Source organism: Streptomyces sp. NBC_00510 (genome assembly GCA_036013505.1).
GTDB lineage: Bacteria > Actinomycetota > Actinomycetes > Streptomycetales > Streptomycetaceae > Actinacidiphila.
The window spans coordinates 2,831,132-2,846,943 of sequence record CP107851.1 but is presented as its reverse complement, the minus strand read 5'-3'; the positions used below and the strand labels follow the sequence as shown (position 1 = coordinate 2,846,943).

15 protein-coding genes are annotated in these 15,812 nt (G+C 71.6%); 8 read left to right on the top strand and 7 right to left on the bottom strand.

What is annotated here, in order from left to right:
* Nucleotide 1: 1 nt before the first annotated feature.
* The 7 genes from OG937_12525 to OG937_12495 all read right to left on the bottom strand — a co-directional run bounded on the left by OG937_12525 (nucleotide 2) and on the right by OG937_12495 (nucleotide 7,065).
* Complete coding sequence (locus OG937_12525) at nucleotides 2-670, bottom strand: hypothetical protein (protein ID WUD72447.1); 669 nt, start codon at nucleotides 668-670, stop codon at nucleotides 2-4.
* Nucleotides 671-787: 117 nt separating this feature from the next.
* The gene (locus tag OG937_12520; protein ID WUD72446.1) at nucleotides 788-1,825 is read right to left on the bottom strand and encodes a Gfo/Idh/MocA family oxidoreductase; all 1,038 of its coding nucleotides are present in this window, start codon (nucleotides 1,823-1,825) and stop codon (nucleotides 788-790) included.
* A 105-nt stretch (nucleotides 1,826-1,930) separates the two neighbouring features.
* A complete protein-coding gene (locus tag OG937_12515) occupies nucleotides 1,931-2,950 on the bottom strand; it encodes a Gfo/Idh/MocA family oxidoreductase (GenBank protein ID WUD72445.1) in 1,020 nt (339 codons plus the stop codon).
* A 31-nt stretch (nucleotides 2,951-2,981) separates the two neighbouring features.
* Complete coding sequence (locus OG937_12510) at nucleotides 2,982-3,893, bottom strand: sugar phosphate isomerase/epimerase (GenBank protein WUD72444.1); 912 nt, start codon at nucleotides 3,891-3,893, stop codon at nucleotides 2,982-2,984.
* Between the two features lie 192 nt (nucleotides 3,894-4,085).
* Nucleotides 4,086-4,967, bottom strand: coding sequence for an ATP-binding cassette domain-containing protein (locus OG937_12505; protein WUD72443.1), 882 nt, complete (start codon nucleotides 4,965-4,967; stop codon nucleotides 4,086-4,088).
* 5 nt (nucleotides 4,968-4,972) lie between these two features.
* On the bottom strand, nucleotides 4,973-6,055 hold the full coding sequence (locus tag OG937_12500; protein WUD72442.1) for an ABC transporter permease: 1,083 nt from the start codon (nucleotides 6,053-6,055) through the stop codon (nucleotides 4,973-4,975).
* Nucleotides 6,052-7,065, bottom strand: a complete 1,014-nt coding sequence (locus tag OG937_12495; GenBank protein ID WUD72441.1) for a sugar ABC transporter substrate-binding protein — start codon at nucleotides 7,063-7,065, stop codon at nucleotides 6,052-6,054. The genes OG937_12500 and OG937_12495 overlap by 4 nt, the downstream gene beginning before the upstream one ends.
* A 274-nt stretch (nucleotides 7,066-7,339) precedes the next feature.
* Between OG937_12495 and iolC the strand changes: the two genes are divergently transcribed.
* The 8 genes from iolC to OG937_12455 all read left to right on the top strand — a co-directional run bounded on the left by iolC (nucleotide 7,340) and on the right by OG937_12455 (nucleotide 15,807).
* On the top strand, nucleotides 7,340-8,287 hold the full coding sequence (gene iolC / locus OG937_12490; GenBank protein ID WUD72440.1) for a 5-dehydro-2-deoxygluconokinase: 948 nt from the start codon (nucleotides 7,340-7,342) through the stop codon (nucleotides 8,285-8,287).
* A 32-nt stretch (nucleotides 8,288-8,319) separates the two neighbouring features.
* Nucleotides 8,320-9,198, top strand: a complete 879-nt coding sequence (locus OG937_12485) for a deoxyribose-phosphate aldolase (GenBank protein ID WUD72439.1) — start codon at nucleotides 8,320-8,322, stop codon at nucleotides 9,196-9,198.
* Between the two features lie 38 nt (nucleotides 9,199-9,236).
* A complete protein-coding gene (gene iolB / locus OG937_12480) occupies nucleotides 9,237-10,142 on the top strand; it encodes a 5-deoxy-glucuronate isomerase (GenBank protein ID WUD72438.1) in 906 nt (301 codons plus the stop codon).
* The gene (gene iolD, locus OG937_12475; protein WUD72437.1) at nucleotides 10,142-12,013 is read left to right on the top strand and encodes a 3D-(3,5/4)-trihydroxycyclohexane-1,2-dione acylhydrolase (decyclizing); all 1,872 of its coding nucleotides are present in this window, start codon (nucleotides 10,142-10,144) and stop codon (nucleotides 12,011-12,013) included. The genes iolB and iolD overlap by 1 nt, the downstream gene beginning before the upstream one ends.
* A gap of 146 nt (nucleotides 12,014-12,159) precedes the next feature.
* Entirely contained in the window at nucleotides 12,160-12,915 is a 756-nt protein-coding gene (locus tag OG937_12470; protein WUD72436.1) for a GntR family transcriptional regulator, read from the top strand.
* A gap of 86 nt (nucleotides 12,916-13,001) precedes the next feature.
* Nucleotides 13,002-14,012, top strand: coding sequence for a sugar ABC transporter substrate-binding protein (locus OG937_12465; protein WUD72435.1), 1,011 nt, complete (start codon nucleotides 13,002-13,004; stop codon nucleotides 14,010-14,012).
* Entirely contained in the window at nucleotides 14,009-15,031 is a 1,023-nt protein-coding gene (locus OG937_12460) for an ABC transporter permease (protein WUD72434.1), read from the top strand. Before OG937_12465 ends, OG937_12460 begins: the two co-directional genes overlap by 4 nt.
* Nucleotides 15,028-15,807: an ATP-binding cassette domain-containing protein gene (locus OG937_12455; GenBank protein ID WUD72433.1), complete on the top strand. Its 780-nt coding sequence runs from the start codon at nucleotides 15,028-15,030 to the stop codon at nucleotides 15,805-15,807. Before OG937_12460 ends, OG937_12455 begins: the two co-directional genes overlap by 4 nt.
* Nucleotides 15,808-15,812 lie beyond the last annotated feature (5 nt).

Genomic DNA, 15,812 nt, shown 5'->3' with positions numbered 1-15,812 from the left:
CTCAGAAGGCCTGCGCTTCCGCCGGCCGGGAGCGGAAACTCGCCACCACGATGTGGAGGCTGACGACCAGCGCCCACAGGGGGAAGACCAGTTCGGCCAACCGCACGTTCGGCACCACGAACAGCAGCGTGACGCCGACGAGGTACCCCAGCAGCACCAGCCAGCGCGGGAACGTCCCCAGCCGCAGCGCGACGGTGGAGGCCGACAGCACGAAGACCGCGGCCATCCGCATCGAGTACGTCGTCAGCAGGCTGTAGGTGAGGTGCTGCCCGAAGTACGACAACTCGGCCCGCGGGGGGCCGGGCGAGGCGACCTCCGTGGTGGCCAGCAGGCTGCCGGCCGCGGCGGCGGCGCCGAAGAGCGTCGCGACGAACACCAGGCCGCTGCCGAGGAACACCGTCGAGAGGAACTTGTCCTCGCCCGGGCCGACGTGCGCGCGCACCGCGCCCATGAACCAGAGGAAGAAGATGCCGGCGAAGGGGATGAGGGCCAGCGCCGTCTGGACCCCGCTGCGCGAGGAGAGGGTGAGGGGCGAGCTGGTCAGCGCGCCCTCACCGCTGGGGATGGAGGCCCGGACCAGGACGATGGCGGCGCCGATCAGCACCGCGAACGCGATCCCCACCAGCCCCGCCGCTCGAGGCGTGCGCAGCGCCTGGACCTTCATCGCCATGAAAGGTTCTTCCCTCGTGGACAGCCGGGACCGACTCATCCCAGGAAGCACCGGCGTACCTGATCACGCCACCCGGGGCGGACCGCGGGGGTGACGTGCCCGCGGCGCCCCGTGCGGTCACCCCGCGCGCTTGCGGGCGCGTTCCGCGACCTCGGTCATCTCGGCGATCGTGACCGGCCGCCGCTCCTTGCGCGAGACCTCGCACGCCTCCGCCACGAGCAGCGCGTCGAGCGCCTCGCGCCCCTCGCAGGGGTTCTCCGACCGGCCCGCCACCACCTGCACGAAGGCGTCGATCTCCGCCCGGTACGCGTCCCCGAAGCGGTCCACGAACCCCGTCCAGGGATCCGGCACGCCCGGCGCCGCGCCCGGTTCCACCGACGTGACCGGCGTACGGGGGCCGACGCCGACCGCGATCTGGTCCAGTGAACCGGCGAGTTCCATGCGGATGTCGTAGCCGGCGCCGTTGTAGCGGGTGGAGGTGGCGGTCGCGAGGGTGCCGTCGTCGAGGGTGAGGAGCGCCGCCGCGGTGTCCACGTCGCCCGCCTCACGGAAGAAGTCGGCCCCGCCGTTGGCGCCCATGGCGTACACCTCGACGACCTCACGGCCGGTGACCCACCGCACCGCGTCGAAGTCGTGGATCAGGCAGTCCCGGTAGAGCCCGCCGGACAGCGGTACGAACTCCGGTGGCGGGGGCGCCATGTCGGAGGTCAGGGCCCGTACGGTGTGCAGCCGTCCGAGGCGGCCGGCCCGGACCGCCTCGCGGGCGGCGCGGTAGCCGGGGTCGAAGCGGCGCTGGAATCCCATCTGGAGGACGGAGCCGGCCTCCTCGACCTCACGCAGGGCGGTGACCGTGGACTCCAGGTCGAGGGCGACCGGCTTCTCGCAGTACGCGGGGAGCCCGGCCCGCACGGCGCGGGTGATCAGCCCGGCGTGGGCGGAGGTCGCCGAGGCGATGACGACCGCGTCCGCGCCGCCCGCGAACGCCGCGTCGACCGAGGCCGCCGCCCGCGCACCGGCACCGAGCCGTGCGGCGGCCTCGGCGGCCCGCGCGGCGTCGGCGTCGGCGAGGACCAGCTCGGAGACCTCGGGGTGGGCGTGGAGGGTGGCCGCGTGGAAGGAACCGAGGCGCCCGACGCCGAAGAGGACAACGCGCATGTGCGGGGTGCCTTTCTCACGGGTGGGGTGGAGGCGCGGGCAGGGCGGCCAGGGAGTAACCGCCCCACCCGCGCCGGATCCGGGGTGACCGGGGACCTGCGTCCCTCAGTGGTAGAACGCCGGTCGGTCGACCAGCTCGACCTCGACGCGCCCGCCCGTGCTCTGCGAGCGGACACCGGCCTCGCAGATCGCCGCCGCGGCGTAGCCGTCCCACACGCTCGGGCCGGTGACCTCACCGCGCCGGGTGGCGTCGACCCATGCCTGGACCTCGCGGTCGTAGGCGTCGGCGAAGCGCTCCACGAAGTCCTGGGCGATCGTGCCGCCCCAGCGGCCCGCGGTGTTGACGAGCAGGTCGTGCGCGTCGCCGATGCGGGCGCTGCCGCGCTCGCAGACCGCCTCCGCCTGCACCTGGTAGCCGAAGCCGCAGTTGAGGAAGACCTCGACGTCGACGACGGCCCCGCCGTCGGTCTCGAAGACCACGAACTGCGGGTCGTCCAGGCCCTCGGGCGCGTTCGAGGACGGGCGCGGGCGCAGGACCGTCACGGCGGTGATCTCCTGGCCGAGCAGCCAGCGGGTCACGTCCATCTCGTGCACGAGCGAGTCGTTGACGAGGTTGGCGTTGGTGAAGCCGGGAGGGATGCTCGCGTTGCGGTGCCGGTTGTGCAGCATCAGCGTCCGGCCCAGCTCACCGCTGTCCAGCAGGGCCTTGAGCTTCGTGTACTCCGCGTCGTAGCGCCGCATGAAGCCGACCTGCACCCGCCGGTGCCCCAGCCTCTGCTCGGCCTCCATCACGCGCAGCGCCGAGGCGGCGTCCGGCGTGAGCGGCTTCTCGCACAGCACCGGCAGGTCGTGCTCGAAGGCGGTGAGCAGCGCCGCCTCGTGGGCGGGGCCGGGGGAGGCGATGAGGACGGCGTCCACGTCGGCCGCGGCCATCGCCGCGGCGGGGTCGGTGTAGGCCGTGCAGCCCTCGATGCCGTCGGCGACCGCCTTCACCCGCTCGGCGTCGACGTCGACGACGGCGGTCACCCGGGCGCCGCTCACGACGTCGTTGATGCGGCGTACGTGGTCGGCACCCATCTTGCCGGTGCCGATGACGGCGACCCCGAGCGGTCCGTGCTGCGTCATGATGCGTGTCTTCCCTTTCGTGGGCGGTGCGTCAGGCACCGCAGGAGCGCAGGAACTTCCGGGTGCGCTGCGCGATGGGCAGTGGCCGCTCCGGCTCGCAGGGGTACATGTCCTGCTCGACGATGGCGAAGAGGTCCACGCCCAGGCCCTGCGCGGCGGCCAGCACGGGCTCCAGGGCGGGCACCCCGGCCGGCGGCTCGCACATGACCCCGCGCTGCACGGCCGGGCCGAAGGGGATCCCGTTCTTGACGACGTCGGCGAGGATCTCCGGGTCGACCTGCTTCAGGTGCAGGTAGCCGATCCGCTCCCCGTAGGTCTCGATGAGCTTGACGCTGTCGCCGCCGCAGTAGGCGTAGTGGCCGGTGTCCAGGCAGAGGCTGACCAGACCGGGGTCGGTGGCGTCGAGGAAGCGCTCGACGTGCTCCTCGGTGTCGATGTGCGTGTCGGCGTGCGGGTGGACCACGATGTCCAGGCCGTACGTGTCGCGGACCTGGCGGCCCAGGCGCTCCATGCCGGTCGCGAGGTGTCCCCACTGCTCGGCGGTGAGCTCGCGCGGCTCGATGACCTCGGCGGTCTTGTCGTCGCGCCAGAAGGACGGGATGACCACCAGGTGCCGGGCGTCCATGGCCTGGGCGAGGGCGGCGACCTGGCCGACGTGCTCCCACGTGGCGTCCCACACCGAGGGCCCGCGGTGCAGGGAGGTGAAGACGGTGCCCGCGGAGACCTTCAGGCCGCGGCGCGCGGTCTCCTCGGTGAGCCGGGCTGGGTCGGTCGGCAGGTAGCCGTACGGGCCGAGCTCGATCCACTCGTAGCCCGACGCGGAGACCTCGTCCAGGAAGCGCCGCCAGGGCACCTGCTGCGGGTCGTCGGGGAACCAGACGCCCCACGAGTCGGGCGCGGAGCCGATCCGGATCCGGTCCAGAACGGGGGAGGGGGCAGTCATGAGGAGGGCTCCTCTCACCGGTCGCCGCGGACCGGTCGTGGTTCGGTAGGGCGGCCCGTCAGGGCGGTGGTACGGATGCCCGCGAAGCTCCGTGGTCCCGCTGGAAGCTTCGCCGTCCGGCCGGGCAGCCGTCAAGAGTTAGTCCTGACATACGGACGTCATGTCAGAGTGGAACCGGGGCCGGGCGGCCCCTCACGGGGAGGGACGGCCCTCGCCCAGGTCCTCGGGTCCGGGCAGTTCCTCCACGTCGACGCCGCGGACCTGGGCGAGTTCGTGCTTGAGCGCGGCCAGCTCGGCGCCGCCGGCCATGTGGTGGGTCAGCTCCTCCAGGGAGACCTCGTTCCGGCCCGCGCTCAACTCCAGGGTGCCCAGCCGCAGCACCGAGAAGTGGTCGCCCACCATGAAGGCGTGGTGCGGATTGTGGGTGATGAAGATGACGCCCAGACCCCGGTCGCGTGCGGCCGCGATGTACTTCAGGACGACACCCGACTGCTTGACGCCCAGCGCCGCGGTCGGCTCGTCCAGGATCAGCACCCGCGCGCCGAAGTGGACCGCGCGGGCGATGGCCACGGACTGCCGCTGGCCGCCGGAGAGGGTGCCGATGGGCTGTTCCAGGTCGTCCAGGACGATGCCCATCGCCCGTAGTTCCTCGTCCGCGGTCCGTTTCATCCGGGCGATGTCCAGGCGCCGTACGGGCCGGGGGCCGCGGGTCAGCTCGGAGCCGAGGAAGAAGTTCCGCCAGACCGGCATCAGCGGGACGGTCGCCAGGTCCTGGTAGACGGCGGCGATGCCGCGGTCCAGGGCCTCGCGCGGGGTGTTCAGCCGTACGGGTGCGCCGTCGATGCGGAACTCGCCCTCGGTGTGCTGGTGCAGTCCGGAGACGATCTTGATCAGGGTGGACTTGCCCGCGCCGTTGTCGCCGAGGACGCAGGTGACCTGCCCCGGCCGGACGGCCAGGTCGACCCCGTGGAGGGCGCGGACGTTGCCGTAGCTCTTGCCCACCCGGTCCAGTTCGACGACGGGCCCGGGGACGGCGGCTGTGCCGTCGGAGTCGGTGGTGGTGGCGGTGGTCATCGGGCTCACCTCCGGGTCGCCGTGCGGCGGACCCACAGATTGACGAGGGTCGCGATCAGGAGCATCACGCCGAGGAAGAACTTGAACCAGTCGGGGTTCCAGTTGGCGTACACGATGCCCTGGGAGACCATCCCGAAGATGAAGGCGCCGATCACCGAGCCGATCGCCGAACCGTAGCCGCCGGTGAGCAGGCAGCCGCCGATGACCGCCGCGATGATGTACAGGAACTCGTTGCCGACGCCTTCGCCCGACTGCACCGCGTTGAACGAGAACAGCAGGTGCATGCCGGTGAACCAGGCCCCGAAGCCCACAGCCATGAACAGCGCGATCTTGGTGAAGGCCACCGGTACGCCGACCGCCCGCGCGCTGTCCTTGTTGCCGCCGACCGCGAAGGTCCAGTTGCCGAACCTGGTGCGCAGCAGCACCCAGGTGGCGAGCGCCGCGAAGCCGAGCCACCACAGCACCGTCACCTTGAGCTGGACCCCGCCGATGCCGACCTCCGAGGCGAACAGCGCGCGCGCCTGGCCGAAGCCGTCCATGTCGCTGATGGAGTCGGTGGCGACGTTGCCGGTGAAGATCTTGGTGACCGCCAGGTTGAGGCCCTGCAGCATCAGGAAGGTGGCCAAGGTGATGAGGAAGCTGGGCAGGCCGGTCTTCACCAGCAGGTAGCCGTTGAGCGCCCCGATGCCCAGGGACACCACCAGGGCGACGGCCACGCCGGTCCACACGTTCATGCTCAACTGGAAGCTGAACATGCTCGCAGTCAGCGCCGACGCGGTGACCGCGACGCCGGCCGAGAGGTCGAACTCGCCGCCGATCATCAGCAGGGCCACCGGCAGCGCCATGATGCCCATGACCGACGCCTGGTAGAGCACGGTCGCCAGCGAGCCCGCCTCGCGGAAGGACGGCGCCACCGCGAAGAAGAAGAGGTAGACCGCGACGGCGGCGATCAGCGCGCCGATCTCCGGGCGGGCCAGCGTCCTGCGCAGCAGCGAGCGTTCGGCGGTGCGGCCGTCCGCCTTGGAGGCGGGTGCCGCGGGTGGCGAGGGGGACGCCGCTGGGGCGGCTGCCTGGGACACAGGGATCACCGGGTGCCCTTCGCGGCGAACGAGGCCACGGACTCGACGTTGTCCTTGTCGACGAAGGCCGGGCCGGTCAGCACCGGGGCGACGCCTCCGCCGCTGACGTTGCCGTTGGTCTTGTACAGCCACAGCGAGTCGACGGAGAGGTAGCCCTGCAGGTACGGCTGCTGGTCGACCGCGAACTGCACGCCACCGTCCTGGACGGCCTTGACCAGGTCCTTGTTGAGGTCGAACGTGCCGACCTTGGCCTTGCTCCCGGCGTCCGCGACCGACTGGACGGCCGTGAGGGCGAAGGGCGCGCCCAGGGTGACGACGTAGTCGATGCCGGAGTCCTGCTTGAGCTTCGCCGTGATCGTGGACTTCACCGACGGCATGTCCGTGCCGTTGACGTAGAGGTTCTCGGTCTTCCCCTTGAAGGTCTTCTTCACGCCGGCGCAGCGGGCCTCCAGGGCGACGTGGCCCTGTTCGTGGATCACGCAGACGTTGTGCCGGGCGCCGAGGTCGTTGAGCTTGTTCCCCAGCGCCTCGCCTGCGACGCTCTCGTCCTGCCCGAAGTACTCCAGCAGTCCCTGGTCCTTCCAGTCGTCCAGGCCCGCGTTGAAGCCGACCACCGGGATGCCCGCGGCCTCGGCCTTGGCGACGACGTCCTTCATGGCGTCGGGCTTGGCCAGGGTGACGGCTATCCCGTCGACCTTCTGGTCGATCGCGTTCTGGATCAGGTTGGCCTGGGTCGCGGCGTTGGGGTCGTTGGAGTAGATCAGCTCCACGTTGTCCTTGGCGGCGGCGGCCTGGGCGCCCTTGCGGATCAGGTCCCAGAAGGTGTCGCCGGGGGCGGCGTGGGTGACCATCGCGATCTTCATCCGCGGGGTGCCGGCCTTGCCCGCGGCGGGGGCGTCCGCCGACTCCTCGGCCTTCTTCCCGCCTGAGCTGCTGGAACAGCCCGCTGCGAGGAGGACCGCCGCGGCGGAGAGGGCCGCGACGGCGGAGATCCGACGGTTTCTGCGAGAGCGTTCCATGTTCCTGCACCTCACTGCGGTGGGAGGGAGAAGGGGACGGACGTGTTCACATGGCCGGGTGCTGCACGGGAGCAAACCCCTCCCCGGGGCCCCTGTCAAGACTTTGTCAAGACATCAATTCATCTCGACGTAACGACAAGATAACGACCCGGACTTCCGGCGGGCGGTACGTTCGTATGTAAGGACATAGTGTTGACATCGCGCGACCGGGCGGGCTAGACCTGACAGGGCCGCAGAGCGACCCCCCGGTGACGCACGACGAGGAGTCACGCCCATGACCGAGCCGTACGACCTGATCACGATGGGCCGGATCGGGGTGGACCTCTACCCTCTGCAGACCGGTGTGCCGCTGCCCCAGGTCGAGACGTTCGGCAAGTTCCTCGGCGGCTCCGCCACCAACGTCGCGGTCGCCGCGGCCCGGCTCGGCCGCAGCACCGCCGTCATCACCCGCACCGGCGACGACCCCTTCGGCGCCTACTGCCACCAGGCGCTCAAGGAGTTCGGCGTCGACGACCGCTACGTCACCCCCGTCGCCGCGTACCCGACGCCGGTCACCTTCTGCGAGATCTTCCCGCCGGACGACTTCCCGCTCTACTTCTACCGGCTCCCCAAGGCCCCCGACCTCGAGATCCACGCCGCCGAACTGGACCTCGACGCCGTCCGGTCCGCCCGCATCTTCTGGATGACCGGGACCGGCCTGTGCGCGGAGCCCAGCCGCACCGCCACCCTCGCCGCCCTCGAGGCCAGGGCGCGGCGCGGCACCACCGTCTTCGACCTCGACTGGCGTCCCATGTTCTGGAAGGACCCGGCCGAGGCCCGCCCCTACTACGCACGGGCGCTGGCCTCGGCCACCGTCGCCGTCGGCAACCTCGACGAGTGCGAGGTCGCCACCGGGGTGCGCGAACCACACGCTGCGGCCGAGGCGCTGCTGGCCGTCGGCGTCGAACTGGCCGTCGTCAAGCAGGGCCCCAAGGGCGTCCTCGCCGTCCACCGCGACGGCAGCACCGCGGAGGTCCCGCCGGTCCCCGTCGAGGTGGTCAACGGGCTCGGCGCGGGCGACGCCTTCGGCGGCTCCCTCTGCCACGGGCTGCTCGCCGGCTGGGACCTGGAGCGGATCATGCGCCACGCCAACGCCGCCGGCGCGATCGTGGCGTCCCGCCTGGCCTGCTCCTCCGCGATGCCCACCGCGTCGGAGGTCCAGGACCTCCTCGGCCGCGGCTGACGGTCCGTCCCCTGCCCGAAAGTGAGCTCCTGATGAGCATCAGCATCTCCGACCTGGTGAAGGTGCGGACCCACCACCCCGAGGCGATCGCCGAGGCCGCCGCCCGCCGCGTCCGCCGCCCGCTCGTCGGTGACAGCGGCCGGCTGATGATCGTGGCCGCGGACCACCCCGCGCGGGGCGCGTTCGCCGTGGGCGACCGGGAGTTCGCCATGGCCAACCGCGTCGACCTGCTGGAGCGGCTGTGCACCGCGCTCTCCCGCCCCGGCGTGGACGGGGTCCTCGGCACCGCGGACATCCTGGAGGACCTGCTGCTGCTCGGCGCGCTCGAGGGCAAGGTCGTCATGGGGTCGATGAACCGCGGGGGCCTGGCCGGGGCCTCCTTCGAGCTCGACGACCGCTTCACCGGCCACCGCGCCCAGGACATAGCCCGGCTCGGCTTCGACGCGGGCAAGCTGCTGCTGCGCATCAGCTACGAGGACAGCGGCTCGCTGAGCACCATGGTCGCCACCGCCCGCGCCATCGACGACATGGCCGAGCACCGGCTCCCGGTCTTCGTCGAACCCTTCATATCCCGCCGCGTCGACGGCAGGGTGCGCAACGACCTGAGCGCGGAGGCCGTCACCAAGTCCATCGCCATCGCCTCCGGGCTCGCCGGGACCTCCGCCTACACCTGGCTCAAGGTGCCCGTCACCGAGGACGTCGACGACATGGCCACCGTCATGGAGACCTCCACCCTCCCCGCCGTCCTGCTCGGGGGAGAGGTGGGCGGGGAACAGGACGCGGTCTACGAGAAGTGGCGCAAGGCGCTGCGCCTGCCCACCGTCCAGGGTCTGGTCGTCGGCCGCACGCTGCTCTACCCGGCGGAGGGCGGTGTGGAGACCGCCGTCGACACCGCCGTCGGCCTGCTGTGACGTCCCGGTCGAACCGCGAGAAGTGCGAGGCTCACGCCATGACCAGCACCGAGAACCACCTGGCCGCCGGGAAGGCCGCCGCCGGCCCGTACGCCGTCGACGTCGACCCCGGACGGGCCGGCTGGGACCACTCCTCGCTGCGGATCCTGGAACTCCCGCCCGGCGGACGGCACGAGTTCGCCACCGGTGACAGCGAGTGGATCGTGCTGCCGCTCTCCGGCGGCTGCGAGGTCTTCGCCGCAGGCGGGACGTTCCGGCTCACCGGGCGCGAGAGCGTCTTCGCCGGGGTCAGCGACTTCGCGTACGTACCGCGCGACGAGACGGTCACCGTCACCACCGCCTCCGGTGGCCGCTTCGCCCTGACCGGTGCCCGCTGCGACCGGCGGCTGCCCGCCCGCTACGGACCGGCCTCCGCCGTCCCCGTCGAGCTGCGGGGCAGCGGAAGCTGCAGCCGCCAGGTCAACAACTTCGGCGCCGCCGGGGTCTTCGAGTGCGACCGGCTGATCGCGGTCGAGGTGCTCACCCCGGCGGGCAACTGGTCGTCCTTCCCGCCGCACAAGCACGACGAGGACCGCGAGGGCGAATCGCGCCTGGAGGAGATCTACTACTTCGAGATCGCCCCGGCGCACGGCAAGGAGGGCATCGGCTACCAGCGGGTCTCACCCTCCGGCAACGGCCGCAACACCGACGTCCTCGCCGAGGTCCGGCACGGCGACGTCGTCCTCATCCCCGACGGCTGGCACGGCCCCTCGATGGCCGTCCCCGGCCACGACATGTACTACCTCAACGTCATGGCGGGCCCGGGGGAGGAGCGCGCCTGGCTGATCTGCGACCACCCCGACCACGCCTGGGTCCGCGCCACCTGGCCGGACCAGCCCGTCGACCCGCGCCTGCCGCTGTACACCGCCCCCGCCGCCACCGACGAAGCCCCCGAGAGGTCCTGATGAGCAGCCAGTCCGTACGACGCCTCACGGTCGCCCAGGCGCTGGTGCGGTTCCTGTCCGCGCAGTACACCGAGCGCGACGGGGTCCGCCGCCGGCTCGTCGCCGGCACGTGGGGCATCTTCGGCCACGGCAACGTCGCCGGCATCGGCCAGGCCCTGGTGGAGTACCGGCAGGAGATGCCCTACCACCAGGGCCGCAACGAGCAGGCCATGGTGCACGCCGCCGTCGGCTACGCCCGCCAGCTCAACCGGCTGTCCGCACAGGCCGTCACCACCTCCATCGGCCCCGGCGCCACCAACCTCGTCACCGGTGCCGCGCTCGCCACCGTCAACCGGCTGCCGGTGCTCCTGCTCCCCGGCGACTCCTTCGCCAACCGCCTCCCCGACCCGGTGCTGCAGCAGCTGGAGCACACCCAGTACGGCGACGTCTCCGTCAACGACGCGCTGCGCCCGGTCTCCCGCTGGTTCGACCGGGTCACTCGGCCCGAGGCCCTGATTCCGTCCGCGCTCCAGGCGATGCGGGTGCTCGCCGACCCCGCCGAGACCGGCGCCGTCACGCTCGCCCTCCCGCAGGACGTCCAGGCCGAGGCGTACGACTGGCCCGAGGAGTTCTTCGCCGAGCGCGTCTGGCACGTACGCCGCCCGGCCCCCGAGGCCGCCGAACTCGCCGCGGCCGCCGAGGCGGTGCGCGCCGCGCGGCGTCCGCTGATCATCGCGGGCGGCGGCGTCCACCACAGCGAGGCCGAGCCCGCCCTGGAGGCACTGGCCGCGGCCACCGGCATCCCGGTGGCGTCCACCCAGGCCGGCAAGGGCTCGCTGCGCCATGACCATCCGGCCGACCTCGGCGGCGTCGGGCACACCGGCACCGCCGTGGCCGACGACATCGCGCGCACCGCCGACCTGGTCATCGGCGTGGGCACCCGCTACACCGACTTCACCACCGCCTCCTCCACGCTCTTCGCCGCCCCCGGGGTGCGCTTCCTCAACCTCAACGTCACGGGCTTCGACGCCCACAAGCTCGGTGCCCGCACCCTGGTCGGCGACGCCCGCGCGAGCCTCGAAGCCCTTGCCGGGGCCGTGGCGGGACACCGCGTCGACCCGGCGTACGAGGCCGAGTACCGCGCGGGCAAGGAAAGCTGGGAGCGCGTGGTCGACGCCGCGTACGCCGCGGACGACACGGACCGCCCCACCCAGACCCAGGTGCTCGGCGCGCTCGACTCGGTGGTCGGCGACGACGACGTGGTCATCAACGCCGCCGGCTCCCTCCCCGGTGACCTGCACAAGCTGTGGCGCGCCCGCTCACCGCGGCAGTACCACCTGGAGTACGGCTACTCCTGCATGGGCTACGAGATCCCGGCCTCCATCGGCGTGCGGATGGCGGCGCCCGACCGGCCGGTGTGGGCGCTCGTCGGGGACGGCACCTACCTGATGATGCCGACGGAGATCGTGACCGCGGTCCAGGAGGGCGTAAACGTCAACCTCCTCCTCATCCAGAACCACGGCTACGCCTCCATCGGCGGACTGTCCTCCGAGGTCGGCGGCGAGCGCTTCGGCACCGCCTACCGCTACCGGGCCGCCGACGGCTCCTTCACCGGCGACCCGCTCCCGGTGGACCTCGCCGCCAACGCCGCCAGCCTCGGGATGGAGGTGCTGCGCGCCCAGACGGTGCGCGAACTGCGCGAGGCGCTGGCCGCCGCCCGTGCCTCCGACCGTCCGACCTGCGTGTACGTCGAGACCGACCCCACGCCGACGGCCCCCGCCGCCCAGGCCTGGTGGGACGTGCCGGTCGCCGAGACCGCCTCGCGGGAGGCGGCCGTCGAGGCCCGCAAGTCCTACGAGCGGCACCTGGGCGACCGCCGCCGCCACCTGTGAGGCGGCTCCCGCAATCCGGCACCATCGACCGCGCCACCGACCGCACCGGCCCGCCCGCGGGCCCTTCGAGAAGGGGTGGACCCAAATGTTCGGACAATGTGATGTCAGAGTTTCCTGAGATCGAGACCGGCGGATACGCTCCCCCTGTGTCCAAAGCAGAGTCCGCGCCGCTCGAGTTCGAGGTGGACCGCTCCAGCCCGGTGCCGCTGTACTACCAGCTCGCCCAGCAGCTGGAGGGCGCCATCGAGCACGGCAGGCTCGCCCCGGGCAGCCTCCTGGGCAACGAGATCGAACTCGCCGGACGGCTCGGCCTCTCCCGGCCGACCGTCCGGCAGGCCATCCAGTCCCTCGTGGACAAGGGACTGCTGGTGCGCCGTCGCGGCGTGGGCACCCAGGTCGTGCACAGCCAGGTCAAGCGGCCCCTGGAGCTGAGCAGCCTCTTCGACGACCTGCAGGCCGCCGGGCAGAGCCCCGCGACCCATGTGCTGCGCAACGAGACCGAGCCGGCCTCGGCCCAGGTCGCCGCCGCGCTCGGCCTCGCCGAGGGCAGCGACGTCGTCGTCCTGCAACGGCTGCGCTTCACCCACGGTGAGCCGATGGCCCACATGTGCAACTACCTGCCGCCCGGACTCCTGTCCCTGGACAACGCCAGGCTGGAGTCCACCGGCCTGTACCGCATGATGCGAGCCGCCGGGATCACCCTGCACAGCGCCCGTCAGTCGGTCGGCGCCCGGTGCGCCACCGAGGCGGAGGGCGAGCTGCTCGCCGAGGACCCCGGGGCCGCGCTGCTCACCATGAGCCGGACGACGTACGACGACACGGGACGGGCCGTCGAGTACGGCACGCACATCTACCGCGCCTCCCGCTACGCCTTCGAGTTCCAGCTCCTCGTACGGGCCTGAACGACCGCGGAACCCCCCCTTCCGCAAGCATCGCACCCTGTGACGGATACTTGGTCGGTTCCAAGACCTGCAGGGAAAGGCACGACGTGGAGAGCGCGAACAGGGGAAAGCGTGCGCTCGGTGCGCTACTGACAGTGGTCATCGGTGTGGCGCTGGCGGGTTGCAGCAGCACCGGGGGCCTGCGCGCGGAGCAGCGGGCCAAGGAGGCCCAGGCCAACGGATCGGCCGTCGACACACCGAAGTGGACGGTCGCCATGGTCACCCACGCCGGTGCCGGCGACAGCTTCTGGGACATCGTCCAGAAGGGCGCCCGGCAGGCCGCGGCCAAGGACAACATCACATTCCTGTACTCCAACAGCGACCAGGGCAAGGACCAGGCGCAGCTGGTGCAGACCGCCATCGACCAGAAGGTCGACGGCCTGGTCGTCACCCTCGCCAAGCCCGAGGCCATGAAGGACGTCGTCCTGAAGGCGGAGAAGGCCGGCATCCCGGTCGTCACCATCAACTCCGGGTCCGCCCAGTCCAAGGAGTACGGCGCCCTGGCGCACATCGGCCAGGACGAGACCGTCGCCGGCGAGGCCGTCGGCGACGAGCTCACGGCGCGCGGCAGGAAGCACGTCCTGTGCGTGCTCCACGAGCAGGGCAACGTCGGCCACGAGCAGCGCTGCGCGGGCGTGAAGAACACCTTCGAGGGCACGACGGAGAACCTGTACGTCAACGGCACCAACATGCCGGACGTCCAGTCCGCCCTCCAGGCCAAGCTGGCGGCCGACCGTTCCATCGACGCCGTCGTGACCCTGGGCGCGCCCTACGCCGCCACCGCCGCCAAGGCGAAGGACCAGGCGGGCAGCCAGGCCGAGGTCGACACCTTCGACCTCAACGGCCAGGTCGCGAGCGCGCTGGAGGACGGCACCATCGGCTTCGCCGTCGACCAGCAGCCTTACCTGCAGGGCTACGAGGCCGTCGACCTGCTGTGGCTCTACCGGTACAACGCCGACGTGCTCGGCGGTGGCAGGCCCGTGCTCACCGGCCCGCAGATCGTCACCAAGGACGACGCGGCCGCGCTGAAGGACTACGCGAAGCGGGGCACCCGATGACCGCGGACAGCCTCGCTCCCCCGAGACGGCTCGGGCACCGACTGCTCAGCCGCCCCGAGCTCGGGGCGGTCGTCGGCGCCGTGGCCGTCTTCGTCGTCTTCTCCGTGGCGGCCGACTCCTTCCTGCGGCCGGCGAGCCTGGGGACCATCCTCTACGCGGCGTCCACCATCGGGATCATGGCGGTGCCGGTGGCACTGCTGATGATCGGCGGCGAGTTCGACCTGTCGGCGGGCGTGCTGGTCACGTCCTCCGCCCTGGTGTCGTCGATGTTCAGCTACCAGATGACGGCGAACGTCTGGGTCGGCGTCGGCGTCTCGCTGCTCGTCACCCTCGCCATCGGCTTCTTCAACGGCATCATGCTGGCCCGCACGAAGCTGCCGAGCTTCATCATCACGCTGGGCACCTTCCTGATGCTCACCGGCCTCAACCTGGGCTTCACCAAGCTCATCGACGGCACGGTCAGCACCAAGTCCATCTCCGACATGGAGGGCTTCGCGTCGGCGCGGGCGCTGTTCGCCTCGCACCTGACGATCGGCGACGTCGACCTCCAGGTGACCATCCTGTGGTGGATCGCCCTGGTCGCCGTCGCCACGTGGGTCCTGCTGCGCACCCGCGCCGGCAACTGGATCTTCGCCTCCGGCGGCGGCCCCGACGCGGCCCGCGCGGTCGGCGTCCCCGTCACCCGTACGAAGACGGGCCTGTACATGGCCGTCGCCTTCTGCGCGTGGATCTCCGGGCAGCACCTGCTGTTCTCCTTCGACGTCGTGCAGTCGGGAGAGGGCATCGGCAACGAGTTCCTGTACATCATCGCCGCCGTGATCGGCGGCTGTCTGATGACCGGCGGCTACGGCTCCGCCATCGGTTCGGCGGTCGGTGCGTTCATCTTCGGCATGACCAGCAAGGGCATCGTCTACGCCGAGTGGAACCCGGACTGGTTCAAGTTCTTCCTGGGCGCCATGCTGCTGCTGGCGACGCTGCTCAACGCCTGGGTGCGCAAGCGGGCGGAGGCGGCGAAGTGACGGTCCTGGTGAAGCTGACCGACGTCAGCAAGGCGTACGGGCACGTACGCGCCCTGGAGGGCGTCTCCCTGGAGGTGCACGCGGGAGAGATCACCTGCGTCCTCGGCGACAACGGTGCCGGCAAGTCGACCCTGATCAAGATCATCGCCGGGCTGCACCAGCACGACGGCGGCGCTTACGAGATCGAGGGCGTGCCCGTACGCCACGTTTCCCCCCGCGAGGCCCTCGACCGCGGCATCGCCACGGTCTACCAGGACCTGGCCGTCGTCCCGCTGATGCCGGTGTGGCGGAACTTCTTCCTCGGCTCCGAGCCGAGGAAGGGCCGCGGCCCCTTCAAGCGCCTGGACGTCGCCATGATGCGGGAGACCACGCGCACGGCACTGCGCGACATGGGGATCGACCTGCGCGACGTGGACCAGCCCATCGGCACGCTGTCGGGCGGGCAGCGGCAGAGCGTCGCCATCGCACGGGCCGTGCACTTCGGCGCCAAGGTGCTCATCCTCGACGAGCCCACGGCGGCACTCGGCGTCCGGCAGTCCGGCGTCGTCCTGAAGTACGTCGCCGCGGCCCGGGACGCCGGGCTGGGTGTGGTCCTCATCACGCACAACCCCCACCACGCCCACCTCGTCGGCGACCGTTTCGTCCTGCTGCGCCGCGGCACGATGACCGGCTCCTACACCAGGGACGGGATCACGGTGGACGAGCTCACCCGGGAGATGGCCGGCGGCTCGGACCTCGAGGCCCTCGCGCACGAGCTGCGCCGCCCGGCGCCGTGAGGGCG